This is a genomic window from Frigoribacterium sp. Leaf172 (assembly GCF_001424285.1).
Classification (GTDB): Bacteria; Actinomycetota; Actinomycetes; order Actinomycetales; family Microbacteriaceae; genus Frigoribacterium.
The window spans coordinates 408,292-429,540 of sequence record NZ_LMPB01000002.1 but is presented as its reverse complement, the minus strand read 5'-3'; the positions used below and the strand labels follow the sequence as shown (position 1 = coordinate 429,540).

At 71.1% G+C, this 21,249-nt stretch carries 18 protein-coding genes and 4 tRNA genes; 12 read left to right on the top strand and 10 right to left on the bottom strand.

Annotation, left to right across the window (positions count from 1 at the left end; all coding sequences use genetic code 11):
* Window position 1: 1 nt before the first annotated feature.
* Window positions 2-1,951, top strand: coding sequence for a 1-deoxy-D-xylulose-5-phosphate synthase (dxs, locus tag ASF89_RS08305; protein ID WP_055797204.1), 1,950 nt, complete (start codon window positions 2-4; stop codon window positions 1,949-1,951).
* Window positions 1,952-2,030: 79 nt separating this feature from the next.
* Here dxs and ASF89_RS08300 read toward each other — a convergent pair whose 3' ends face one another.
* The 4 genes from ASF89_RS08300 to ASF89_RS08285 form a co-directional block, all read right to left on the bottom strand.
* Window positions 2,031-4,157, bottom strand: a complete 2,127-nt coding sequence (locus ASF89_RS08300) for a 3-hydroxyacyl-CoA dehydrogenase NAD-binding domain-containing protein (protein WP_055813730.1) — start codon at window positions 4,155-4,157, stop codon at window positions 2,031-2,033.
* A complete protein-coding gene (locus ASF89_RS08295) occupies window positions 4,154-5,359 on the bottom strand; it encodes a thiolase family protein (protein ID WP_055813727.1) in 1,206 nt (401 codons plus the stop codon). The genes ASF89_RS08300 and ASF89_RS08295 overlap by 4 nt, the downstream gene beginning before the upstream one ends.
* 73 nt (window positions 5,360-5,432) lie before the next feature.
* Window positions 5,433-6,734, bottom strand: coding sequence for an HRDC domain-containing protein (locus ASF89_RS08290; RefSeq protein WP_082475134.1), 1,302 nt, complete (start codon window positions 6,732-6,734; stop codon window positions 5,433-5,435).
* 15 nt (window positions 6,735-6,749) lie between these two features.
* A complete protein-coding gene (locus tag ASF89_RS08285; protein WP_055813725.1) occupies window positions 6,750-7,346 on the bottom strand; it encodes a DUF3000 domain-containing protein in 597 nt (198 codons plus the stop codon).
* 121 nt (window positions 7,347-7,467) lie between these two features.
* Between ASF89_RS08285 and ASF89_RS08280 the strand changes: the two genes are divergently transcribed.
* Window positions 7,468-8,724 carry a S9 family peptidase gene (locus tag ASF89_RS08280; RefSeq protein ID WP_235476423.1) on the top strand — a complete coding sequence of 419 codons (1,257 nt, stop codon included), beginning with the start codon at window positions 7,468-7,470 and terminating at the stop codon, window positions 8,722-8,724.
* Here the strand turns inward: ASF89_RS08280 and ASF89_RS08275 are convergent.
* The 3 genes from ASF89_RS08275 to ASF89_RS08265 are packed head-to-tail and all read right to left on the bottom strand — an operon-like array spanning window position 8,645 to window position 10,739.
* The gene (locus tag ASF89_RS08275; RefSeq protein WP_055813722.1) at window positions 8,645-9,403 is read right to left on the bottom strand and encodes a dihydrofolate reductase family protein; all 759 of its coding nucleotides are present in this window, start codon (window positions 9,401-9,403) and stop codon (window positions 8,645-8,647) included. The two genes, ASF89_RS08280 and ASF89_RS08275, sit on opposite strands and share 80 nt — an antisense overlap.
* Window positions 9,400-9,843, bottom strand: a complete 444-nt coding sequence (locus ASF89_RS08270) for a SufE family protein (protein WP_055797221.1) — start codon at window positions 9,841-9,843, stop codon at window positions 9,400-9,402. The genes ASF89_RS08275 and ASF89_RS08270 overlap by 4 nt, the downstream gene beginning before the upstream one ends.
* Complete coding sequence (locus ASF89_RS08265) at window positions 9,840-10,739, bottom strand: sulfurtransferase (protein ID WP_055813719.1); 900 nt, start codon at window positions 10,737-10,739, stop codon at window positions 9,840-9,842. Before ASF89_RS08265 ends, ASF89_RS08270 begins: the two co-directional genes overlap by 4 nt.
* Window positions 10,740-10,960: 221 nt before the next feature.
* Between ASF89_RS08265 and zapE the strand changes: the two genes are divergently transcribed.
* The 3 genes from zapE to ASF89_RS08250 all read left to right on the top strand — a co-directional run bounded on the left by zapE (window position 10,961) and on the right by ASF89_RS08250 (window position 14,365).
* Window positions 10,961-11,977, top strand: a complete 1,017-nt coding sequence (gene zapE / locus ASF89_RS08260; RefSeq protein WP_055813717.1) for a cell division protein ZapE — start codon at window positions 10,961-10,963, stop codon at window positions 11,975-11,977.
* 244 nt (window positions 11,978-12,221) lie between these two features.
* Window positions 12,222-13,505 carry an ammonium transporter gene (locus ASF89_RS08255; protein WP_055797230.1) on the top strand — a complete coding sequence of 428 codons (1,284 nt, stop codon included), beginning with the start codon at window positions 12,222-12,224 and terminating at the stop codon, window positions 13,503-13,505.
* 125 nt (window positions 13,506-13,630) lie between these two features.
* A complete protein-coding gene (locus ASF89_RS08250; protein ID WP_055813714.1) occupies window positions 13,631-14,365 on the top strand; it encodes an NUDIX hydrolase in 735 nt (244 codons plus the stop codon).
* Between the two features lie 135 nt (window positions 14,366-14,500).
* On the opposite strand, the gene ASF89_RS08245 is transcribed toward ASF89_RS08250, so the two are convergent.
* Window positions 14,501-14,573: transfer RNA gene (locus tag ASF89_RS08245), tRNA-Val, on the bottom strand.
* Window positions 14,574-14,747: 174 nt separating this feature from the next.
* Here ASF89_RS08245 and ASF89_RS08240 point away from each other — a divergent pair.
* The 3 genes from ASF89_RS08240 to ASF89_RS08230 all read left to right on the top strand — a co-directional run bounded on the left by ASF89_RS08240 (window position 14,748) and on the right by ASF89_RS08230 (window position 15,081).
* Window positions 14,748-14,819, top strand: a tRNA-Gly gene (locus ASF89_RS08240).
* Between the two features lie 65 nt (window positions 14,820-14,884).
* Window positions 14,885-14,958 (top strand) — tRNA-Cys (locus tag ASF89_RS08235).
* A gap of 51 nt (window positions 14,959-15,009) precedes the next feature.
* Window positions 15,010-15,081, top strand: a tRNA-Val gene (locus tag ASF89_RS08230).
* A gap of 109 nt (window positions 15,082-15,190) precedes the next feature.
* Here the strand turns inward: ASF89_RS08230 and coaBC are convergent.
* Entirely contained in the window at window positions 15,191-16,501 is a 1,311-nt protein-coding gene (gene coaBC / locus ASF89_RS08225; RefSeq protein WP_055813711.1) for a bifunctional phosphopantothenoylcysteine decarboxylase/phosphopantothenate--cysteine ligase CoaBC, read from the bottom strand.
* Between the two features lie 144 nt (window positions 16,502-16,645).
* Between coaBC and ASF89_RS08220 the strand changes: the two genes are divergently transcribed.
* From ASF89_RS08220 to ASF89_RS08205, 4 genes are all read left to right on the top strand, one after another.
* Window positions 16,646-17,392: an NRDE family protein gene (locus ASF89_RS08220; protein WP_162236416.1), complete on the top strand. Its 747-nt coding sequence runs from the start codon at window positions 16,646-16,648 to the stop codon at window positions 17,390-17,392.
* Between the two features lie 118 nt (window positions 17,393-17,510).
* A complete protein-coding gene (locus tag ASF89_RS08215) occupies window positions 17,511-18,365 on the top strand; it encodes an amino acid ABC transporter substrate-binding protein (RefSeq protein ID WP_055814825.1) in 855 nt (284 codons plus the stop codon).
* A 2-nt stretch (window positions 18,366-18,367) separates the two neighbouring features.
* Complete coding sequence (locus ASF89_RS08210; protein ID WP_055797242.1) at window positions 18,368-19,033, top strand: amino acid ABC transporter permease; 666 nt, start codon at window positions 18,368-18,370, stop codon at window positions 19,031-19,033.
* Window positions 19,034-19,073: 40 nt separating this feature from the next.
* Window positions 19,074-19,826 (top strand): amino acid ABC transporter ATP-binding protein, encoded by a 753-nt coding sequence (locus ASF89_RS08205; RefSeq protein WP_156357338.1) that lies wholly within the window; start codon window positions 19,074-19,076, stop codon window positions 19,824-19,826.
* A 71-nt stretch (window positions 19,827-19,897) separates the two neighbouring features.
* On the opposite strand, the gene ASF89_RS08200 is transcribed toward ASF89_RS08205, so the two are convergent.
* Complete coding sequence (locus tag ASF89_RS08200) at window positions 19,898-21,118, bottom strand: cobalamin-independent methionine synthase II family protein (protein WP_055813709.1); 1,221 nt, start codon at window positions 21,116-21,118, stop codon at window positions 19,898-19,900.
* Window positions 21,119-21,249: the final 131 nt, after the last annotated feature.

Below are 21,249 nucleotides of genomic sequence, written 5' to 3'. Positions count from 1 at the left end.
TATGAGCCTGCTCGAAACGATCAGCGGACCACGTGATCTCGACCGACTGACGGACGACCAGATGGTCGAGCTCGCGGGCGAGATCAGACGATTCCTCGTCGCCGAGGTCTCCAAGACGGGTGGCCACCTCGGTCCGAACCTCGGCGTCGTCGAGCTCACCCTCGCGCTTCATCGGGTCTTCCAGTCTCCGCACGACGCCATCGTCTTCGACACGGGACACCAGTCGTACGTGCACAAGCTCCTCACCGGCCGTCAGGACTTCACGCGTCTCCGCCTGCGGGGCGGACTCGCCGGATACCCCCAGCGATCGGAGTCCGAGCACGACATCGTCGAGAGCTCGCATGCATCGAGTTCGCTCTCGTGGGCGGACGGCATCTCGCGTGCGTTCCAGCTCACGGGTCAGTCCGACCGGCACGTCGTGGCCGTGGTCGGCGACGGTGCTCTCACCGGCGGCATGACCTGGGAGGCCCTCAACAACATCTCCGACGACAACGATCGCCGCCTCATCATCGTCGTGAACGACAACGGCCGGTCGTACGCGCCGACGATCGGCGGCATGGCGCGGTTCCTGAACACCGTCCGCACCCGCAGCACGTACCGGGACATGCACCGGGGCAGTCGGGCGTTCTTCGATCACCTGGGTCACCCGGGGCGGGCCTTCTATCGTGGCGTGAGAGGCGGGCTCCACGGTTTCCTCAGTCGCTTCACGAACAACGAGGCGCTGTACTCGAACCTCGACATCAAGTACGTCGGCCCGGTCGACGGACACGACCAGACGGCGATGGAGGAGGCGCTCCAGCAGGCCAAGAACTACGGCACGCCGGTCATCGTCCACGCGATCACGGAGAAGGGCCGGGGCTACGACCCCGCCCGAGCCGATGTCGCCGATCAGTTCCACGCCGTGGGTCAGATCGACCCCGAGACGGGGGAGCCGATCGCGGCCACGGGCGCCCCGTCGTGGACCTCGGTCTTCGCCGATGAGATCGTGTCGATCGCCGAGCGCGACGCCACGGTCGTGGGCATCACCGCCGCCATGCTGCGCCCCGTCGGTCTCCACAAGCTCGCCGAGCGGTTCCCGGGGCGGGTGCTCGACGTGGGGATCGCCGAACAGCACGCCGTCACGAGCGCCGCCGGCCTCGCCTTCGGAGGGCTGCATCCGGTCGTGGCGCTCTACGCGACGTTCGTCAACCGTGCGTTCGACCAGATCCTCATGGACGTCGGCCTGCATCAGGCGGGTGTGACGTTCGTCCTCGATCGAGCCGGCGTCACCGGCCCCGACGGCCCGAGTCACCATGGAATGTGGGACCTCGCGCTCCTGCAGATCGTTCCGCACATCCGTCTGGCGGCGCCGCGTGACGCCACGCGCCTCCGCGAGGAGCTCCGGGAGGCTGTCGCCGTCACCGACGCCCCGACGGTCGTCCGGTTCTCGAAGGGCAGCGTCGGCACGGAGCACGACGCCGTCGAGCGACTGGCCGACGGCGTCGACGTGCTGCACCGGGGCGACCGCCACGACGTCCTCCTGGTCTGCGTCGGCCCCATGGCCACGGTGGGGCTCGACGTCGCCGCCCGTCTCGCCGACCAGGGCATCGGCGCCACGGTCGTCGACCCGCGCTGGGTCGTGCCGGTGGCCCGTTCAGTCATCGACCTGGCGGCGTCTCATCGTCTCGTGGTGACCATCGAGGACGGCGTCCGGGTGGGCGGCATCGGGACCCGGATCCGGCAGGACCTCCGGGAGGCCGGAGTGGACACCGCCGTCACCGAACTCGGTCTCCCCGACGAGTTCCTGGCGCATGGTTCGAGGGCCGAGATCCTCGAGGAGGTCGGGCTGACACCGCAGACCATCGCCCGCGACGTCGTCGCGCAGGTGCTGGGCAGCAAGATCCCGGTCGCCCGACCGCTCTCCGACGAGGAGTCCGCCGACGCACCGGGTTCGGCCCGGCACCGCGACTGAGCGACGCGAACGCTGACGCTGACGCGAACGGCCCCGCAGCCTCTCGGGCTGCGGGGCCGTCCCCGTCGGTCGACGCGGATCAGGCGTTCACGCCTCGGATCGCCGGGGTGTGGAAGGTCGTGCCGCGGACGCGTTCGGAGGCCCCGACGCGATCCAGATACGGAGTGAGCCCGCCCATCTGGAACGGGTAGCCCGCGCCGAGGATGAGGCACAGATCGATGTCCTCAGCCGCGGAGACGACTCCGTCGTCGAGCATGCGACCGACCTCATCCGCGAGGCCGTCTTCGATCCGGACACGGAGCTCGTCGGCGGTGAGAGGCGTGCCCTGTCCCGCGACGAGGGCGACGGCCTTCTTGTCGAACCCCTGGCGGCGTCCCTTCGAGTCGCGATCGAAGATCCGTCCGTGATCGGCGAGCCGATGGAGCGCCTCGCTCGCGTGGAATCGCTCGGGGAAGGCCGCATGGTGGGTGTCTAGGACGTGCGCGCCCACGGTCAGACCGACGAGTTCGAGCAGCTCGAAGGGCGTCATGGGGAGGCCGAACGGATCGATGGAGCGATCGACGACCTCGAACGGGGTGCCGGTCTCGACCGCGTGCATGGCCTCGCCCAGGACCTTGGCGAGGATGCGGTTGACGACGAAGCCGGGCGTGTCGGCGGTGATGACAGCGTTCTTGCGGAGGTTCTTCGCCGTCACCATGGCGGTGCTCAGGGTCGCTTCGTCGGTTCGAGCGGTCTTCACGACCTCGATCAGGGGCATGACCGCCACGGGATTGAAGAAGTGGAACCCGACGAGCCGCTCGGGGTGGGCGAGCCCCGAACCGATCGCCGCGACGCCGAGCGACGATGTGTTGGTCGCCAGAATGGCCGTCTCGGAGACCACGGCCTCCACGTCGGCGAACACCTTCTGCTTGATCTCGAGCTCCTCGAAGACGGCCTCGATGACCCAGTCGCAGTCGGCGAAGTCGGCGAGGTCGGTCGTCCCGGTGACCAGCGCCTCCAGCCGGTTGGACTCGTCGGCCGAGATGCGGCTCTTCTCGGCGAGTTGGACGATCTCGGCTCTGATGCGGGCCACACCGGCATCGACGCGTCCCTGGTCGAGGTCGGTGATGACGACGGGCACTCGGAGCCGCCGCACGAACAGCAGCGCGAACTGACTCGCCATCAGCCCCGCTCCCACGACCCCGACCTTGCCGATCGCCCGTGCGAGGTCGGGAGAGGGGGCACCCGCGGGGCGCTTCGCGCGCTTCTGCACCAGATCGAAGGCGTACATGCTGGCGGGGAACTGGTCGCCGGAGACCAGATCGGCCAGCGCCTCGTCCTCGGCGGCGAAGCCCGTCGCACGATCGGTGTTCTTCGCGGCCTTGAGCAGATCGAGTGCGGCGTAGGGCGAGGCCGCCACGGTGCCGATCTTCGACTGGAGCGACTTGCGGGCGATGCCGACGGCGGCGTCCCATTTGACGGCGCGCTCGATGCGCCCGGGCGTGTTCGGCCGCTTGACGGCGATCCGGCCCGTGACGACGCCGTCGGCCCAGCGGATGCTCTCCTCGAGGAACGACGCGGGGCCGAACATCGCGTCGACGATGCCCAGCTCGAGCGCCTGCGCGGGTTTCAGCGTCCGGTTGTTCTTCAGGGGGTTCTCGACGATGACCCGGAGGGCGTTCTCGATGCCGATGAGGTTGGGCAGCAGCCAGGCCCCGCCCCAACCCGGGATGAGTCCGAGGAACACCTCGGGCAGCGCGATGGCCGCGGCCGACGAGTCGACCGTGCGGTAGTCGGCGTGGAGGGCGATCTCGACCCCGCCGCCCAGGGCGAGGCCGTTGACGAAGACGAAGGTCGGCACGCCGGCCTCGTGCAGCTTGCCCAGGACCGCGTGCCCCTGGCGGGCGAGCTCGAGGCCGACGTCGCGGCTCGGGATCTGGCCGACCTTGCTGAGGTCCGCGCCGGCGGCCAGGAAGTACGGCTTGCCGGTGACGGCGATGGCGTCGATCTCGCCTCGGGAGGCGCGGGCTCGCAGGGAGTCGAGGGTCTCGCCGTACTCGGCGAGGGTCGCGGGCCCCAGAGTGCTCGGCCGGGTGTGGTCGCGTCCGTTGTCGAGAGTGACGAGGGCGAGCACGCCGCCGGAGGGCAGCGGCACGTCGCGGACGTGCGAATGCGTCACGACCTCGTCCGCGGAGAGGGCCTTCAGGGTCTCGAGCGCCGTCGTCATGCTCGGGCCCCCTTTCGCGAGTAGTGCGGGTTCTCCCAGATGACGCTGCCGCCCTGGCCGAGGCCGACGCACATGGCGGTGAGGCCGTAGCGCACGTCGGGTCGCTGCTCGAACTGTCGGGCGAGCTGGATCATCAGGCGGACCCCGCTCGAGGCGAGGGGGTGACCGACGGCGATGGCGCCTCCCCAGGGGTTGACGCGGGGGTCGTCGTCGTCGATGCCGAAGTGGTCGAGCAGAGACAGCACCTGCACGGCGAAGGCCTCGTTGAGCTCGAAGAGTCCGATGTCGTCGATGTCGAGCCCTGCCTTGCGGAGGGCCTTCTCGGTCGAGGGGACGGGCCCGATGCCCATGATCTCGGGGTCGACTCCGGCGTAGGCGAAGCTGACGAGACGCATCTTCGCGGCCAGGCCCAGTTCGTCGGCGGCCTGCTGCGACGCGAGCAGACTGACGGTCGCTCCGTCGTTCAGACCCGACGAGTTGCCGGCCGTCACGCGGCCGTGCGGTCGGAAGGGGGTCCGCAGAGAGGCGAGGCCCTCGAGGGTCGTCTCCGGGCGGGGCGCCTCGTCGCGTGTGGCGAGCCCCCAGCCCTCGTCGGTCGCGATGGCGACGGGCACGAGGTCGGGCTGCAGATGCCCGGCCTCGTAGGCCGCGGCCACCTTCTGCTGCGAGCGCATGGCGTAGCGGTCGGACCGCTCCTTCGTCAGCTGCGGGAACCGGTCGTGGATGCGCTCGGCCGTGTTGCCCATGTTGAGCGCTTCGCCGCTGACGAGCTTCTCGGCCAGGAACCTCGGGTTCGGGTCGGCGTCGAAGCCCATCGGGTGGCGGCCCATGTGCTCGACGCCGCCGGCGATGGCGACGTCGTAGGCGCCGAAGGCGATGCCGCCGGCCAACGTCGTCACGCTGGTCATCGCGCCCGCGCACATGCGGTCGATGGCGAACCCGGGAACGGACTTCGGCAGACCCGCCAGGAGGGCCGTGGTCCTACCGAGGGTGAGCCCCTGGTCGCCCTGCTGCGTCGTCGCCGCGATGGCGACGTCGTCGACGCGGTCGAGGGGCAGCGACGGGTTCCGCTCGAGCAGCCCCTTCATCGCCTTGACGACGAGGTCGTCGGCCCGGGTCTTCCAGTACATGCCTTTGTCGCCGGCCCGCCCGAACGGGGTGCGTACCCCGTCGACGAAGACGACTTCTGTTCTCTCGGCCACAGTGCCTCCAGTGCTCGGATCTGCCGTGAGCCTAGGGATGGCACCTGTGCGGCGGAGAATCCTTCGCGGAAGTCTACGAAGCCGGGGCGTCGCCGTCCTCGGGCTCTTGGTGGGCGTCGACAAACGCGTCGGCGAGCACGCCGGCGACGGCGTCGATCTGCCAGGGTCGCGCTCCGAGGCCCGCCAGAGCGGTGGCGACGGCCTCGGTCTCGAACGGGATCGGGGGCTCCCAGGCGAGTCGTCTGAGGTGCTCGGGCGTGAGGAGGTTCTCGACCGGCATGTCGAGCGAGTCCGCGATCTCGGCGACGCGGGGTCGGGCGAACCGGTAGCGCGCGTCGGCCATCGGGTTCTTGTCGGCCCAGCTGCGGGGCGGGGGCAGGGTCTCGCCGGCCGGACCGCGCGTCGAGGGCAGATCGCCGGTGGCGAGGCCGCGTTCGATGGCGGCCCACCAGCGGTCCAGCTCGCTGCGGCTCGCCCGCCCCACGAACTCGCGGAGCGAGGCGAGGGCGCGCTTGTCGGCAGGCATGGCCTTGGTCGCGGCCACGAGCGACGAGTCCGGGACGAGGCGTCCCGGGGCCGTGTCGATCTCGCGGGCGTACTCGTCGCGGGCCGACCACAGCTCGCGCGCGACGGCGAGTCCTCGAGCGCCCCGCACCGTGTGCAGACCGGTCAGCCGACGCCAGGGCTCGGCCTTCGGCGGCTTGGCCTCGCGGGCCACCGTGGCGGCGAACTCCTGTCGGGCGATCTCGAGCTTGCCGGCGTCGACGAGCCGCGCCTCCATGGCGTCGCGGAGGTCGACGAGCAGTTCGACGTCGAGGGCGGCGTAGACGAGCCAGCTCTGGGGGAGGGGCCTGGTCGACCAGTCGGCGGCGGAATGCTCCTTCGCGAGGTGCACGCCGAGGAGCTGCTCGACGACGGCCCCGAGACCGACCTTGGGCAGTCCGGCTATGCGGGCGCCGAGCTCGGTGTCGAAGACCGTCTGGGGATCGAGTCCGACCTCGCGGAGGCACGCGAGATCCTGGCTGGCGGCGTGCAGCACCCACTCCTCGTGGCCGATCACCTCCTGCAGTTCGGCGAAGGAGCCGATGGCGGGGGGATCGAAGAGGAACACGCCCGCTCCGCGGCGGAAGACCTGGATGAGGTACGCCCGCTGCGAGTAGCGGAATCCGGAGGCGCGCTCGGCGTCGATCGAGACCGGTCCGCTCCCGGCGCGGATCGCCTCGACGGCGGCGAGGTAGCCGTCGCGGTCCGCGATGACGTCGACGCGTCCGTGCAGGTCGTCCGCCGTGGTCAGCACGGTGGGCGAGACGGACACCACGGGCTCGGACGCCGCGGAGGCGTCGTCGCGACGGGGTTCTGATGCGGCGGTGTTCATGATCGTCCTTCTGGTTCAGTCCCGACCCACACGACGCGAGGCGAGGAGCGTGACGCCCTCGACCGTCGGCGGCAGTCCCGCGAGCGTGCAGATCAGTTCGCCCCAGGCCTCGATGTGGGGGCCGAGGTCGGTGCTGGTGGGGCTCCACGAGGCGCGCAGCTCGAGCAGGGCGCCGTCGCCGTGGCGCGCGAGCTCGCCGTACCCGGTCGAGAGGACCTTCGTGGCCGTGCCCGACGCCGAGTCGTACGAGGCGCCGCGCACGTCGAGCGAGTCGACGAGCCACGACCAGGCGACGTCGGCGACGAACGGGTCGAGGGCGAGGTCGGTCTCGAGCGGCGCCTGCGCGAAGCAGACCACCCGGAACGGACCTCCCCAGGCCTCGGGTTCGGAGGCGTCGTGGAGGAGGGTGAAGCGTCCGGTGCCCAGGGCGGGGTCGGCACGGCCGCTGGCGCCGACCACGTCGCCGGCCAGGGCCAGCGAGCCGGGGGCCAGACCGCCCGGGGCGGGGATCTCGACGACGGCGAGGTCGTCCCGAGACGCGGCTCGGCGCACGGCGTCGACCGCTGCGAGGAACGCGGGCGCCGGCGACGGAGTCGGGGGATTGTCGGACACGTGTGCAGACTAGGCTCCGAGCTGACCGTCAGGATGGCGGCACGCCGCGTCGGGCCGCACGACGGGCGTCGTCCGTCCGAGCCGGTCGGCCCGTGCCCGCCTCGAGTGTCCGGAGTCCGTCGTGACCAGCCGAGCGTCCTCCCGTCCCGCGATCCGGCGGTCGTCCGCCGCCGGGTCCTCCTCCGCGCTGACCGTCGTCGCCGTGGTCGCGGCTTCGACCGTCGGCCTCTCCGTCCTCGCCGTCGCCGGTGGCGTCGTCTCCGCCATGCGGAGGATCGTCACGCCCGAGCGCCGTCGACGTGACGACCTGCGCATCCTCGGTCACGACCCGGAAGCGGGCACGGTCGCCCTGACGTCGACGGCCGACTCGCGCCTCCCCGGTCGGTACAGCCTCTGGTTCGACGGCGGGACCGGTCACGCGCGGCTCTCGGACCTCCTGAGCGACGACGGTCGCGTCGTCACGAGACGGGTCGAGCAGGTGACCGCCGGGGATCTCGGCCGGGCGCGATCGGGTCGGCTCGGCGGATGGCTCTGGTCCGACCCCGGCGAGGCCGGGCTGGACGCCGAGGAGGTGCGGGTCGTCACCGAGATCGGCCCGGCCCCCGCCTGGCTGGTTCCGGCCGAGGGAGGGACGGCGGGCCCGTGGATGATCGGCGTGCACGGTCGCGGGGTCACCCGCGCCGAGACGATCCGCTCGGTGCCGGTGTTCCGTCGGAACGGCCACAGCGCCCTCCTCGTGTCGTACCGGAACGACGGCGAGGCGCCCCGCTCGGCGGACGGGCGCTACGCCCTCGGGGACGACGAGTGGGCCGACGTGGAGTCGGCCATGGCGTACGCGCTCGACCACGGCGCGACGTCGCTCGTGCTGATGGGCTGGTCGATGGGCGGGGCCGTCGTCCTCCAGGCGCTGACCCGATCGGCGCTGGCGCACCACGTCGACGGGGTCGTGCTCGAGTCGCCGGTCGTCGACTGGCGGACCACCCTCCGATTCCAGGGAGCGGCCATGCACGTTCCGGGGGCCGTCCAGCGACTGGTGCTGCGCCTCCTGCAGTCCCCGGTGCTCTCGAGGCTGAGCGGACGTCGGCGACCGATCGATCTCGACCGGCTCGACCTCGTCGCGAGGGCCCCTGCGCTCGACGTCCCGGTGCTGCTGCTGCACAGCGACGACGACGGCTTCGTGCCGTCGACCGCGTCGCACGCCCTCGCCGCGGCCCGGCCCGACATCGTCCGACTCGAGGTGTTCGACACCGCTCGGCACACCAAGCTCTACAACCTCGATCCCGAGCGCTTCGACCGGGTCATCGACGAGTGGCTGGCCCGTCTTCCACGAGCCAGCGGGCGTAGAGGGCGCTCTGCTCGTCCATCAGCAGCTGACTGAGCGTCAGGACCGAGGGGTCGAAGCGCTCACGGCCGAAGACCGGGAGCCCGCTGCCGATGACCACGGGGGAGGTCGAGAGGCACAGCTCGTCGACCAGGCCGTCGTGCAGGAGCTGACCCGCGAGCGACGGACCTCCCTCGCAGACGAGCGACAGCAGCCCGTGCTCGTGGAGGCGGTCGAGCACGGCCGCGGGCTCGAGCCGCCGATCGTCGTCGGCGCAGGTCAGGACGGTCGCAGCCCCGGCGACCTCGTCGCCGAGGGTCCGACGGACCTCGGGGACGGCGGCCTCGGGGCAGACCACGACGACCCGCTCGGCGGCGGCCGGGTCCATGCGGTGACCCGACAGGTCGCCCGACGCGGTGACCACCACGAGTCGCGACGTCTTCGGCACGCGGTACCCCTCGGCCCGCACGCTGGCCGCGCCGACCACGACGCCGTCGGCCACGGCGCGGACGGCGGCGAGGATCATGCGATCGGTCGGGTTGCTGAGCGTCTCGGACGTGCCGTCCGACCCCGCCGCGTCGCCGCTGACGGCCGTGATCAGGTTGAGCCGGGTCCACACGTCCGCGGGAGGCGCGTACAGCTCGCGCAGGCGAGCCGGCGTGCCCTCGTGCTCGATGTCGAGCTCGAGACCGGTCGCGGAGGCCCGCTCGGTCGTGTGCAGCACGCGGAGGGTCACGCGGAGGCGACCCTGTCGCGGATCTGCCGTTTGGCGCGGGCCAGCAGGGCCGTCATGCCCCGGATGCGCAACGGGCTGACGGCCTCGGTCAGCCCGATCGTCTGCGGGTAGTCGTCGGGCACGGCGTCGAGGACCTCCTCGACGGTGAGTCCGTCGAGGCCCTGCGCGAGGATCGACGCGAATCCGCGGGTCGTCGGAGCCTCGCGCGGCGCGGTGGCGTGCAGGTGCACCCGGCCGTCGACGACCTCGACGAACAGGTACACCGGGGACTGGCACTCGACGACGCGCTCGAGGAGGTCGGGGTGGTCGGCGTACCGGGCGGGCAGGTCGGGCAGCTCGTTCGAGAACTCGAGGAGCAGCTGCAGTCGGTCCCGCACCTCGAGGGCCCGGAACTCCTCGCGGATCTCGACGAGGGAGGCGGGCAGCGCGGCGGCCGTCACCGGGAGGGGACCTCTCCGGGCTCGCTGCCCCGAACGATCGGGACGCGGACGGCGCTGCCCCATTCGGTCCACGAGCCGTCGTAGTTCCGGACGTTCTCGAAGCCCATTAGGTGATGCAGGACGAACCAGGTGTGGCTCGACCGCTCGCCGATGCGGCAGTAGGCGACGACCTCGTCGCCGGTCGCGAGGCCGGCGCCGTCGCGGTAGATCGCGTCGAGCTCGGCGGCGGACCGGAATCGCCCGTCGTCCGCCGCGGCCCGGCCCCAGGGGACGTTCGCCGCGGACGGGATGTGCCCGGCTCGCAGGGCGCCCTCGTCGGGGTAGGCCGGAGCGGTGGTGCGCTCGCCCGAGTACTCCTCGGGGGAGCGCACGTCGATGAGGGGCTTGCCCAGGTGGGCGAGCACGTCGTCCTTGTAGGCGCGGATGACGGTGTCGTCGCGCTCGACGACGGGGTAGTCGGTCGGCTCGGGCTCGGGTGCCTCGGTCGTGTACTCGCGGCCCTCGGCCTCCCAGGCGGCCCGGCCGCCGTCGAGCAGTCGGACGTCGTCGTGTCCGAACAGCGAGAACACCCAGAGGGCGTACGCCGCCCACCAGTTGTTCTTGTCGCCGTACACGACGATGGTCGTGTCGCGCGAGATGCCCTTCGACGACATGAGACGGGCGAAGCCCTCGCCGTCGATGTAGTCGCGGTGGACGGGGTCGTTGAGGTCGAGGTGCCAGTCGATCTTGACGGAGCCGGGGATGTGCCCCGTCTCGTAGAGGAGGACGTCCTCGTCGGACTCGACGACGACGAGACCGGGGGAGTCGAGGTGCTCCGCCAGCCAGTCGGTGCTCACCAGTCGTTCAGGGTGGGCGTACTCGCTGAAACGGGCGGACGTGTCGTGCTCGACGACCATGGGCTTACCTCCGGGTGAGTCGCTCCGCCGAGGCGGAGGGCCGCGGGAGCGGCGGGTGTTCGGGTTGCGGGTGCGCACTAAACTCGCGTCAGCACCACCCCGTCGAGGCTACGCACCGTGTCGCGGCCTCGCTCGGGAACCCCAGAGACTCTTCCACACATCGCCGGGCGGACGCCGGGCGTCTCCGTGCTCCGCCCCCGATCGACCCCGAGGCCGTCCCGATGTCACCCGATCCCGCCGCGAGCGCCGTCTCGCTCGTCGACCGCACCCCCTCGATCACGGGAGCCGAGATCGTGACCGAGCTCGTGCCTCCGCGGCAGTTCGCCGACGCGTCGCTCGAGAACTACCGACCCGACGACGACTTCCCGTCGCAGGCCGAGGCGGTCGAGGCCGTCCGCACCTTCGACGAGGCTCCGGCCCCCGGGGCTCGACGGGGGCTCTTCAGGAGGCGCGCCGAGGCCTCCGTCGTGCTGCCGGGCCTCTATCTCGACGGCGGCTTCGGCGTCGGCAAGACGCATCTGCTCGCGGCGCTCTACAACCGCAGCGCGGGTCGACGCTACTTCGGCACCTTCATCGAGTACACCGCCCTCGTCGGGGCCGTGGGCTACGCGGGCGCCGCGGCCCAGCTGAAGGGGGCCTCGCTCGTGTGCATCGACGAGTTCGAGCTCGACGACCCGGGGGACACGATGATGATGACGCGTCTCCTCGGTGATCTCGCCGACGACGGCACCCGCATCGCCGCCACGTCGAACACCCCTCCGAACGCCCTGGGGGAGGGGCGCTTCGCGGCCGCGGACTTCCTCCGCGAGATCCAGGGGCTCTCGGATCGGTTCCGCACCCTGCGCATCGACGGGAACGACTACCGCCGGCGCGAGGTGGAGGCGACGGCCTCCGTGGTCGACGACGTGGACGCCGCCCTGTCCGCCACCCGGGGGCACGTGTCCATCGACGACTTCGGCGCCGTCGTGGCACATCTGTCGACCGTCCACCCGAGCCGGTACGTCAAGCTCGTGGCCGGCGTCGACGCCGTCGGGCTCCGCGACGTCGCACCGCTCACCAGCCAGACGGACGCCCTCCGATTCGTCGCCTTCGTGGATCGTCTCTACGACGGCCAGGTGCGGGTCGTGGCCTCCGGGACGCCGCTGGACTCCGTCTTCGGCGACGAGATGCTCGCCGGCGGGTACCGCAAGAAGTACCTCAGGGCCGTCTCGCGACTCGTCGCCCTGACGTCGCTCTGAGGCGCCGCCGACCGTGCTCCGTGCGAGAGGCGCCGGCCTCCGACCGGATCCGCTTCGATCCGAAACACGTTGTTTACACGGGCCCGAATCGCGTTACATTCCCGAAACATCGATGCACACGTAACGAAACCTCACCCCACGACACTGAGAGCCGCACCCCGGTCCCGCCCCCACAGCCCGTGAGTCCTCACGGTCGGGCGGCCGACCGTTGCCCCTGGCTCCCGAATCGAGAGGTGACTCACAGATGGATCAAGGCAATACCGCCTTCATGCTGATCACAGCAGCACTAGTGCTGCTCATGACCCCCGGCCTGGCGTTCTTCTACGGCGGCCTGGTCAAGGCCAAGAGCGTCATCAGCATGATGATGCTGAGCTTCGGGGCCATGGGCCTCATCGCCGTGCTCTGGGTCCTGTTCGGCTACTCGATCGCCTTCTCGAACGGCCCCGAGGGGCCCGCCGGCACCGACACCTACATCGGCTGGGACGGCGTCTTCGGCTTCGACCCCTCGATGTTCAGCCTCAACTCGCTGTTCGTCGACAGCCAGGACCCGGCCGGCGCCTACCCGACCATCGCCTTCGCGGCGTTCCAGGCGACGTTCGCCATCATCACCGTCGCCCTCATCTCGGGCGCCATCGCCGACCGCGCCAAGTTCGGCGCGTGGATGATCTTCGCCGGCGTCTGGGCGACCATCGTCTACTTCCCCGTCGCGAGCTGGGTCTTCAACTTCACCCTCGGCGAGGACGGCTCGGTGGTCGACGGCGGCTGGATCGCCAGCATGGGCGTGATCGACTTCGCCGGAGGCACGGCGGTCCACATCAACGCCGGTGCAGCGGCCCTCGCCCTCGCCCTCGTGCTCGGCAAGCGCGTCGGCTTCGCCAAGGGCGCCGACAAGCCCCACAACCCGCCCTTCGTGCTCCTCGGCGCGGGTCTGCTGTGGTTCGGCTGGTTCGGCTTCAACGCCGGCTCGGAGCTCGCCGCCGACGGCGTCGCCGCCCTCGCCTTCCTGAACACGATCGCCGCCCCGGCCGCCGCCATCCTCGGGTGGCTCGTGGTCGAGAAGCTCAAGGACGGCAAGGCGACGTCGATCGGCGCCGCCTCGGGTGCCGTCGCCGGCCTGGTCGCCATCACGCCCGCCTGCGCCGCCCTGACGCCGTTCTGGGCCATGGTGCTGGGCGTCGTCGCGGGTGCTGTCTGCGCCCTGGCGATCGACCTGAAGTTCAAGCTCGGGTTCGACGACTCGCTCGACGTCGTCGGCATCCACCTCGTCGGCGGTCTGATCGGAACCCTCTACCTCGGCTTCTTCGCCAACGGCAGCGGACTCATCTTCTCGGGCTCCCTCGACCAGCTCGGCATCCAGGCCGTCTCGGCGCTGGCCGTCATGGTCTACTCGTTCGTCCTGGCCTACCTGATCGGCTTCGTCATCGAGAAGACCATCGGGTTCCGCGTCAAGAACGAGGACGAGGTCGCCGGCATCGACCTCGCCATCCACGGCGAGGAGGGCTACGTGCTGGAGAACTCGCGCCAGTAGTCGACGCCGATCGACGGAACGGCCCCGGTCCTCGGACCGGGGCCGTTCCCCGTCCGGCAGACGAGTCGCCTGCGTCGCCGCTCCGGCTCGATGCGGTTGAGGTCCGCGCATGCGAGAGTCGAGGCATGCATCCCCGTGAGCTCGGTCCTGGCGTCGTGGTGCTCGACGGCGTCGACGTCCGCTTCGACGAGATGCCGGGGCCGGTCGTGCCTCGCGAGATGCTGGTCGCGATCGACGATGCGTGGGACGCCGCGGTGCGGCGGGATCCGTTCCTGTTCGACGGCCCCGTCGTCCTCTGCCGAGACGTCCGCCCGGGCGCCGCAACGCTCGAGGTGAGCTGGTCCCGGGCGACGTACCGCTATCGCGCCGTGCGGACGATCCCGGGCGCCCCCGCCCTGTCGTCGATCTTCGTCTGCGTCGTGCAGCCGACGACGGACGGCCGTCTGCTCGTCGGGCGCATGTCGGCGACGACGTCGAGCCCGGGTCTCGTCCAGTTCCCCGGGGGCGGTCTGGAGCCGACGGAAGGCGGCGGAGGCGTGACCCTGGACAGCCTGCGGGCCCATGCCGCGACCGAACTCGCCGAGGAGGCCGGAGTCACGGCCGAACCCGGCGACCTCGACCTGTGGGCGGTCGTCCGGCGCGCCGACCTGAACCTCGGGTTCTTCTTCCTCGCCCCCGCTCTGCCGGCGGAGGTGATCCGCGAGGGGCATGCGGCCGTCGTGCGGCGTGAGTCCGACCCGGAATTCGACGAGGTCTCGTTCGTCGCGTGCGCGGCCGATCTCGACACCCTGGGGGCCCCGTCCGTCGACTACCTCGAGGTGCTCGTCGAGCGATTCCACCGGACGGCGTCTCGACGCTGACGAGAGAGGGCTGCGCGAAGCCGCGACCCACGAGGGAGACGTCGGGATCGATGCCGCGGAGGCCCCTGGAGACGGAGACGCAGGCCCGGAGAAACGGAAGAGCCCCGGTTGACCGGGGCTCTCTCGACTGTCGTGTGGGCGATACCGGACTCGAACCGATGACCTCTTCCGTGTGAAGGAAGCGCGCTACCAACTGCGCCAATCGCCCCTGCGGGACTCGTCGATGCTAGTGCATGAGCAGGCTCGAACGCCATTCGACAGGGCGGTCGAGGAGGCGCGGTGCCGGCCGATCGGGTCTCGCAAGACACGAGGTTGACTCGATTTGGTTTCTGGTCCGGGGTGTGGGTATTGTTCTTTTGCACGCAGAAATGCAAAGCGAAATGCGGATGTGGCGCAGTGGTAGCGCATCACCTTGCCAAGGTGAGGGTCGCGAGTTCGAATCTCGTCATCCGCTCGAGTGTCAAGCTCACCAGAGGGTGGTCCACCGACTGGTGGCCTCCCTTTGGGGGCTACTCGTATGGTGGAGTGGCCGAGAGGCGAGGCACCGGCCTGCAAAGCCGTTCACGCGGGTTCAAATCCCGTCTCCACCTCCAATCGTTGCAGACCCAGGTCTACAATCGATGCAGTTCCAAGTGAAAAAGTTTGAGCGATTGGCGCAGCGGTAGCGCGCTTCCCTGACACGGAAGAGGTCGCTGGTTCGATCCCAGTATCGCTCACACCGAGAAAGCCCCGGCACGCGCCGGGGCTTTCGTCATTCCCCGGCCGACTCGTCGGAGGGGCCGACGAGGACATCCCGGTCGAGGGGTCCGTCGGCCGGGCGGCCCCTCAGACCGCCCGGAGAGCGGCCACCGCGGTGAGCAGAGCGTCGGCCACCTCGTGCTTCGACCCGCGTGCTTCGGCGACCTCGGTCCCGTCCCGATCGATGACGACCACCGCCGTGTCGTCGCTGCCGAATCCCGCCGACCACCCGACCGAGTTCAGCACGAGCAGGTCCGCGCCCTTCCGCCGCTGCTTCGTGCGCCCGAGTGCGACGAGCTCGTCGCGGTCGTCCGTCGTCTCGGCGGCGAAGCCGACGACGGTCTGGTCCACGCCGCGGTCCGCGACGAGCCCGGCCAGCACGTCGGGGTTGCGGACCAGACGGACGACCATCTCATCGCCCGTGTCGTCCTTCTTGATCTTTCCCGCCGACACCTCCGCGGGCCGGTAGTCGGCCACGGCGGCCGTCATGACGACCACGTCGTTGGCGGCGGCCTCGCCGCGCATCGCCGTCTCGAGCTCGAGAGCGGTCGAGACGGGCAGCACGCGGATGCCCGGCACGGCCGCGATCGTGCGCAGCACCGCGCCGTCGAGCTCGGCGGCGACGACGGTCACCGTCGCTCCCCGGCGGGCGGCGGCCAGGGCGATCGCAGCGCCCTGCTTTCCCGTGGACCGGTTGCCGATGAAGCGGACGGGGTCGAGGGGCTCGCGGGTGCCTCCGGCGGACACGACCAGCCGGAGCCCCGCGAGGTCGTCGACCCGCGCCTCCTCGGCGGGGTCGTGGGCGGTCGAGGAGGTGCGGCTCGCGACCGCGAGCGCGGCCGCCACGATCTCGTCGGGCTCGCTGAGACGACCCGGCCCCGAGTCGCCGCCCGTGAGCGGGCCGTCCGCGGGTCCGACCACCGTGACGCCGCGGCTGCGGAGGAGCTCGGTGTTCGCGACCGTCGCGGGGTTCCGCCACATCTCGGTGTGCATGGCGGGTGCGACGACCAGCGGCGCGGTGCTCGCGAGGATGGTGGTGCCCAGCAGGTCGTCCGACAGGCCGTGCGCGATCTTGGCGAGCGTGTGCGCGGTCGCGGGGGCGACGACGATCAGATCGGCCTGCTGCCCGAGAGCGACGTGCCGCACCTGCGCCACGTCGTCGAAGACCGAGGTGTGCACCGGGTTGCGGCTGATCGCCTCGAGGGTCGGCGCGCCGACGAAGCGGAGGGCCGCCTCGGTCGGGACGACGTGGACGTCGTGCCCCTGCACGACGAACCCCCGCACGACCCCGACGGCCTTGTACGCGGCGATCCCGCCCGAGATCCCGACGACGATCGTGAGTCGCCGCGCGGGGTCGGTCGTGTCGGCGGGGGAGTGCGGGGAGGAGTCGTGCGTCACGGGGTGCCTGTCGATCGATGCGGACGGTCGGCCGATCCGGGGCGGGATCGGTAGCGTTGCACTGCCACGATGCCGCATCTCGTGACCGCTCGCCTGATCGTCCGCCCGTCCACCAGCCGCCGGGTGCCGTCGCCCGGAGGACCCATGTGCACCGTCGTCGTCTCGATCGCGCCCGACGCCGAGTGGCCGGTGGTCCTCTTCGGGCTGCGCGACGAGTCACCGGACCGCCCGTGGGACGAGCCCGGGGCCTGGTGGCCCGAGCTCGGCGACCGGGTGACCGGGGTGCACGACCGCGAGGCCGGTGGGGCCTGGCTGGCCGTCGCGGACGATCCGAGTCGCGCGAGCGTCGTGCTCAACCGGCACGAGGAGCCGCCCGTGCCGGAGGGCGGCTGGGCGACCCGGGGCTCGCTGCCGTTGCGGGCCGCGGCCGACGGCGTGCTCCCCGTCGGTCCGCAGCGCACGCGCACCTTCAACCTGCTGACCGCCGATCGAGGAGGCGCGACGCACTCCACATGGGACGGCTCGATCACGACGACCACCCGTCTCGCCCCCGGGGTGCACGTGCTGACGCATGCAGCGCCCGACGACCGCTCGGTGCCGCGCGTCGACCGCTGGCTGCCGCGATTCCGCGATGTCGCGCCTCCTGCCGGGCCCCTCGGCTCAGCGGGCGAGGGCGAGGGCGCCTGGGGGCCCTGGCTCGATCTGCTCCGCGAGAGCAGCCGCCTCGCCCCCGACGACGACGATGCGCTCATCCGGTCGGATCTCGTCGACGGACGCCTCTTCTCGTCGCTGTCGCTCAGCGCCGTTGCGGTGTCGGCCGATCGCGTCGCCCATCGGCACATCCGACTCGACGGCGCCCCGTCGGTCGAGGCCGCGCTGTCCCGCCGCTGAGCCGCCGGCGGCCGCCTCGCACGTCATCCCGGGTCATCGGGAATCACGCCGACGCCTGCGGCGTTAGTGTCGGATGGCTCGTCCGACCCCCGAGTCGCAGTGAAGGATTCCCGTGAAGATCACCGCCCCCCGCACCGTCCGCCGTCTCTCCGCCCTCGGCGTCGTCGCCGCAGCCGCCCTGGCGCTCACCGCCTGCGCGCCGGCCTCCACCGACGGGGTGGTCACGCAGACCGGCGACTCGACCGCCGACACCAGCGCGGCGAAGAGCCTCAGCGACATCCGGGACTCGGGCGAGCTCGTCATCGGCACCGAGGGCACCTATCAGCCCTTCACGTACCACGAGGGCGGCTCGGGCGCGCTCACCGGCTACGACGTCGACGTCGCGACGGCCGTCGCCGAGAAGCTCGACCTCACCCCGACCTTCGAGGAGACCCAGTTCGACGCGCTCCTCGCCGGTCTCGACGCCGGGCGCTTCGACATCGTCGCCAACCAGATCTCGATCACCGACGAGCGCGAGGTCAGCTACGACTTCTCGACGCCGTACACGGTCAGCCGCGGCGCCGTGATCACGGCCGCCGACGACACCGACATCACCTCGCTCGCCGACCTCGCGGGCAAGACGACCGCGCAGTCGCAGTCGAGCAACTTCTACACGACGGCGAAGGACGCGGGGGCCGACGTGCAGGTCGTCGAGGGCTGGGCCCAGTCCGTCGCGCTCCTCGAGCAGGGCCGCATCGACGCCACGGTCAACGACGAGCTGACGTTCCTCGACTACGTGAAGACGAACCCCGACCGCGCCGCCGGCATCAAGATCGCCGCGACCACCGACGACGTCTCCCGTTCCGCCCTGGTCACCACGAAGGGCAGCGACGACCTCGTCGAGGCGATCGACGAGGCCCTGGCCGAGCTGAAGGCCGACGGCACGCTGGCCGAGATCTCCGACCGGTACTTCGGCCAGGACGTCAGCGAGTAGCCGTGCAGTCCTCCCTCGACCTCTTCGGGCGGTCGCTCTGGCCGATCGTGTCGGGGGCGCTCGTCGCGTCGATCCCGCTGGCGTTCATCTCGATGGCCCTCGGGCTCGTCATCGCGATCACGATCGCGTTGATGCGCCTCTCCGGTCAGAGCTGGCTGGCGGGCATCGCGCGGTTCTACACCTCGGTGATCCGGGGCACGCCGCTGCTGGTCCAGCTGTTCGTGGTGTTCTACGGTCTGCCGTCGCTGGGGATCCGGCTCGACCCGTGGCCGAGCGCCATCATCGCGTTCTCGCTGAACGTGGGCGGGTACGCGGCCGAGGTCATCCGGGCGGCCATCCTGTCGGTGCCCAAGGGGCAGTGGGAGGCCGCTCACACGATCGGCATGTCCCGAGGGCTCGCTCTGCGGCGGATCATCCTGCCGCAGGCGGCCCGCGTGTCGGTGCCCCCGCTGTCGAACACCTTCATCAGCCTGGTGAAGGACACCTCGCTCGCGAGCGTCATCCTGGTCACCGAGCTGTTCCGTCAGGCCCAGCAGATCGCCACGGTCTCGAACGAGTTCCTCCTGATCTACCTCGAGGCGGCCCTGGTCTACTGGGTCATCTGCCTCATCCTGTCGTTCGGGCAGGACGCCCTCGAGAAGAGATTGGACCGCCACGTTGCCCGCTGACGTCAGACCTCCCGCAGATCCTTCCGGCGCCGATGCCCCGGTGCTGATCGTCCGCGGGCTGCGCAAGGCCTTCGGCGCGAACGAGGTGCTGCGGGGGATCGACCTCGAGGTCCGCCGTGGGCGGGTCGTCGCGATCATCGGCCCGTCGGGCTCGGGCAAGACGACGGTGCTGCGGTCGCTCAACAGCCTCGAGGTCCCCGACGCGGGCACGGTCACCCTGTCCGACGGCCGGGCCGTCGACTTCGGCGCGAAGGTCGGCAGACGCGACCTCACGGCTCTCCGTGACCGCTCGTCGATGGTCTTCCAGCACTTCAACCTGTTCCCGCATCTGACCGTGCTGCAGAACGTCGTCGAGGGCCCCGTCCGCGTCCAGGGACGGGACCCCGAGGAGGCACGGGTCGAGGCCGAGTCGCTCCTCGCGCGGGTGGGTCTCGCCGACAAGACGGACGCCTACCCGTCCGAGCTCTCCGGTGGCCAGCAGCAGCGCGTCGGGATCGTCCGGGCCCTGGCCCTCCGACCGGAGCTGCTGCTCTTCGACGAACCCACCTCGGCCCTCGACCCCGAGCTGGTCGGCGACGTGCTCACGGTCGTGAAGGAGCTCGCCGACGAGGGGTGGACGATGATCGTCGTCACGCACGAGCTCGAGTTCGCCCGTCGCGTCGCCGACGAGCTCGTCTTCATGGACGCCGGCGTCGTCGTCGAGCGGGGACGACCCGCCGACGTGCTGAGCCGGCCGCGCGAGGCTCGCACGCAGCAGTTCCTCCGGCGCGTTCTGAAGCCCCTCGACGACTGACGGGACGCACCCGGCCACGACGACCCGCGCCTCCTCGGCCCCGTGACCGCAGGAGGCGCGGGTCGTGCCGCTCAGCCGAAGAGACGGTGCGAGGCGATCCGGGCGCCCTCGCCCAGCGAGGCGAGCTTCGCGACGGCGATCTGCGGGTGGATCCGTCCGCCGAGTCCGCAGTCCGTGGAGGCGATGACCCGGTCCGGTCCGACCACCGAGGCGAAGGCCTCGATGCGGTCGGCCACGAGTTCCGGGTGCTCGACGACGTTCGTCGCGTGACTCACCACGCCCGGGGCGATGGTCTTGCCGGCGGGCAGCTCGACGTCGCGCCAGATCCGCCACTCGTGCTCGTGACGGACGTTGGCCGCCTCGAACGAGTACGAGCCCGCGTCGATCTCGAGCATCAGGTCGACGATGTGGCGGAACTCGATGTCGGTCGTGTGCGGTCCGTGCCACGAGCCCCAGCAGAGGTGGAAGCGCACCTGCTCGGGCGGGATGCCCCTGAGCGCGTGGTTCAGGGCCTCGACCCGGATGCGCGTGAAGGCCCGGTAGTCGTCGATGCCGGGCTCGGGGTTGATCTGGTCCCAGTTCTCGGCGATGGACGGATCGTCGATCTGGACGATCAGTCCGGCGTCGGTGATCGCGAGGTACTCCTCGCGGAGGGCGTCGGCCCAGGCCCAGATGTGCTCCTCGTCGGTCGCGTAGTGGTCGTTCGCGATGCGCGCCCCGCTGCCCGGCGAGAGCGCGGTGATGAAGGCCGACGAGGCGTCCGCCTCCGCGAGACCGGCCCGCAGATTCGCGATGTCGGAGGCGATGGCGGCGTGACCGACGTACTCGAGGGGGCCGGTGGTGCTCGGGAACGGGGTCGCCCCCGAGCCGGTGCCGATCCCCGACGTCGGGTCGGTGTAGGCGTCGTGGAAGCGCTGCCAGTCGCGCCGGTCGGGGAAGGACGTCAGCCGGACGTCTCCGGGCCCGGATCGGACGGGCTGCTGACTGAAGATGTCGGAGCCGGTCAGCGAGAGTCCGCCGACGCGCTGGAACGAGTACGACCACCAGGCGCCGTAGTCGACGGCGCTCGTCATGGCCTTGCCGTACTCGCCGTCGCCGACGATCGTGATGCCGAGCTCGCGCTGGCGTCGCACGAGGTCGACGACGGCCGCCGTCAGCAGGTCGTCGAACTCCGGGCTGCGTTCGAGGGTGAAGCCGTCCGGCCCGAAGGCGCGGGCGTCGTTGGCGGCGATCAGCTCGGGCGTGCGGGGCAGGCTGCCGGCGTGGGTCGTCTCGATGCGGTCGTGGCTCATGCCCTCATGCTGGCCCTCGGGCGTGCGGCTGCGCCACCGGACCGGGGCAGCCCGTCACACGGCGTCATGCGGGGCCGGCCGGGAACACCACGGGCTCCTCGGTCGTTGCGTCGAGGTGCCGTCGGCGATGC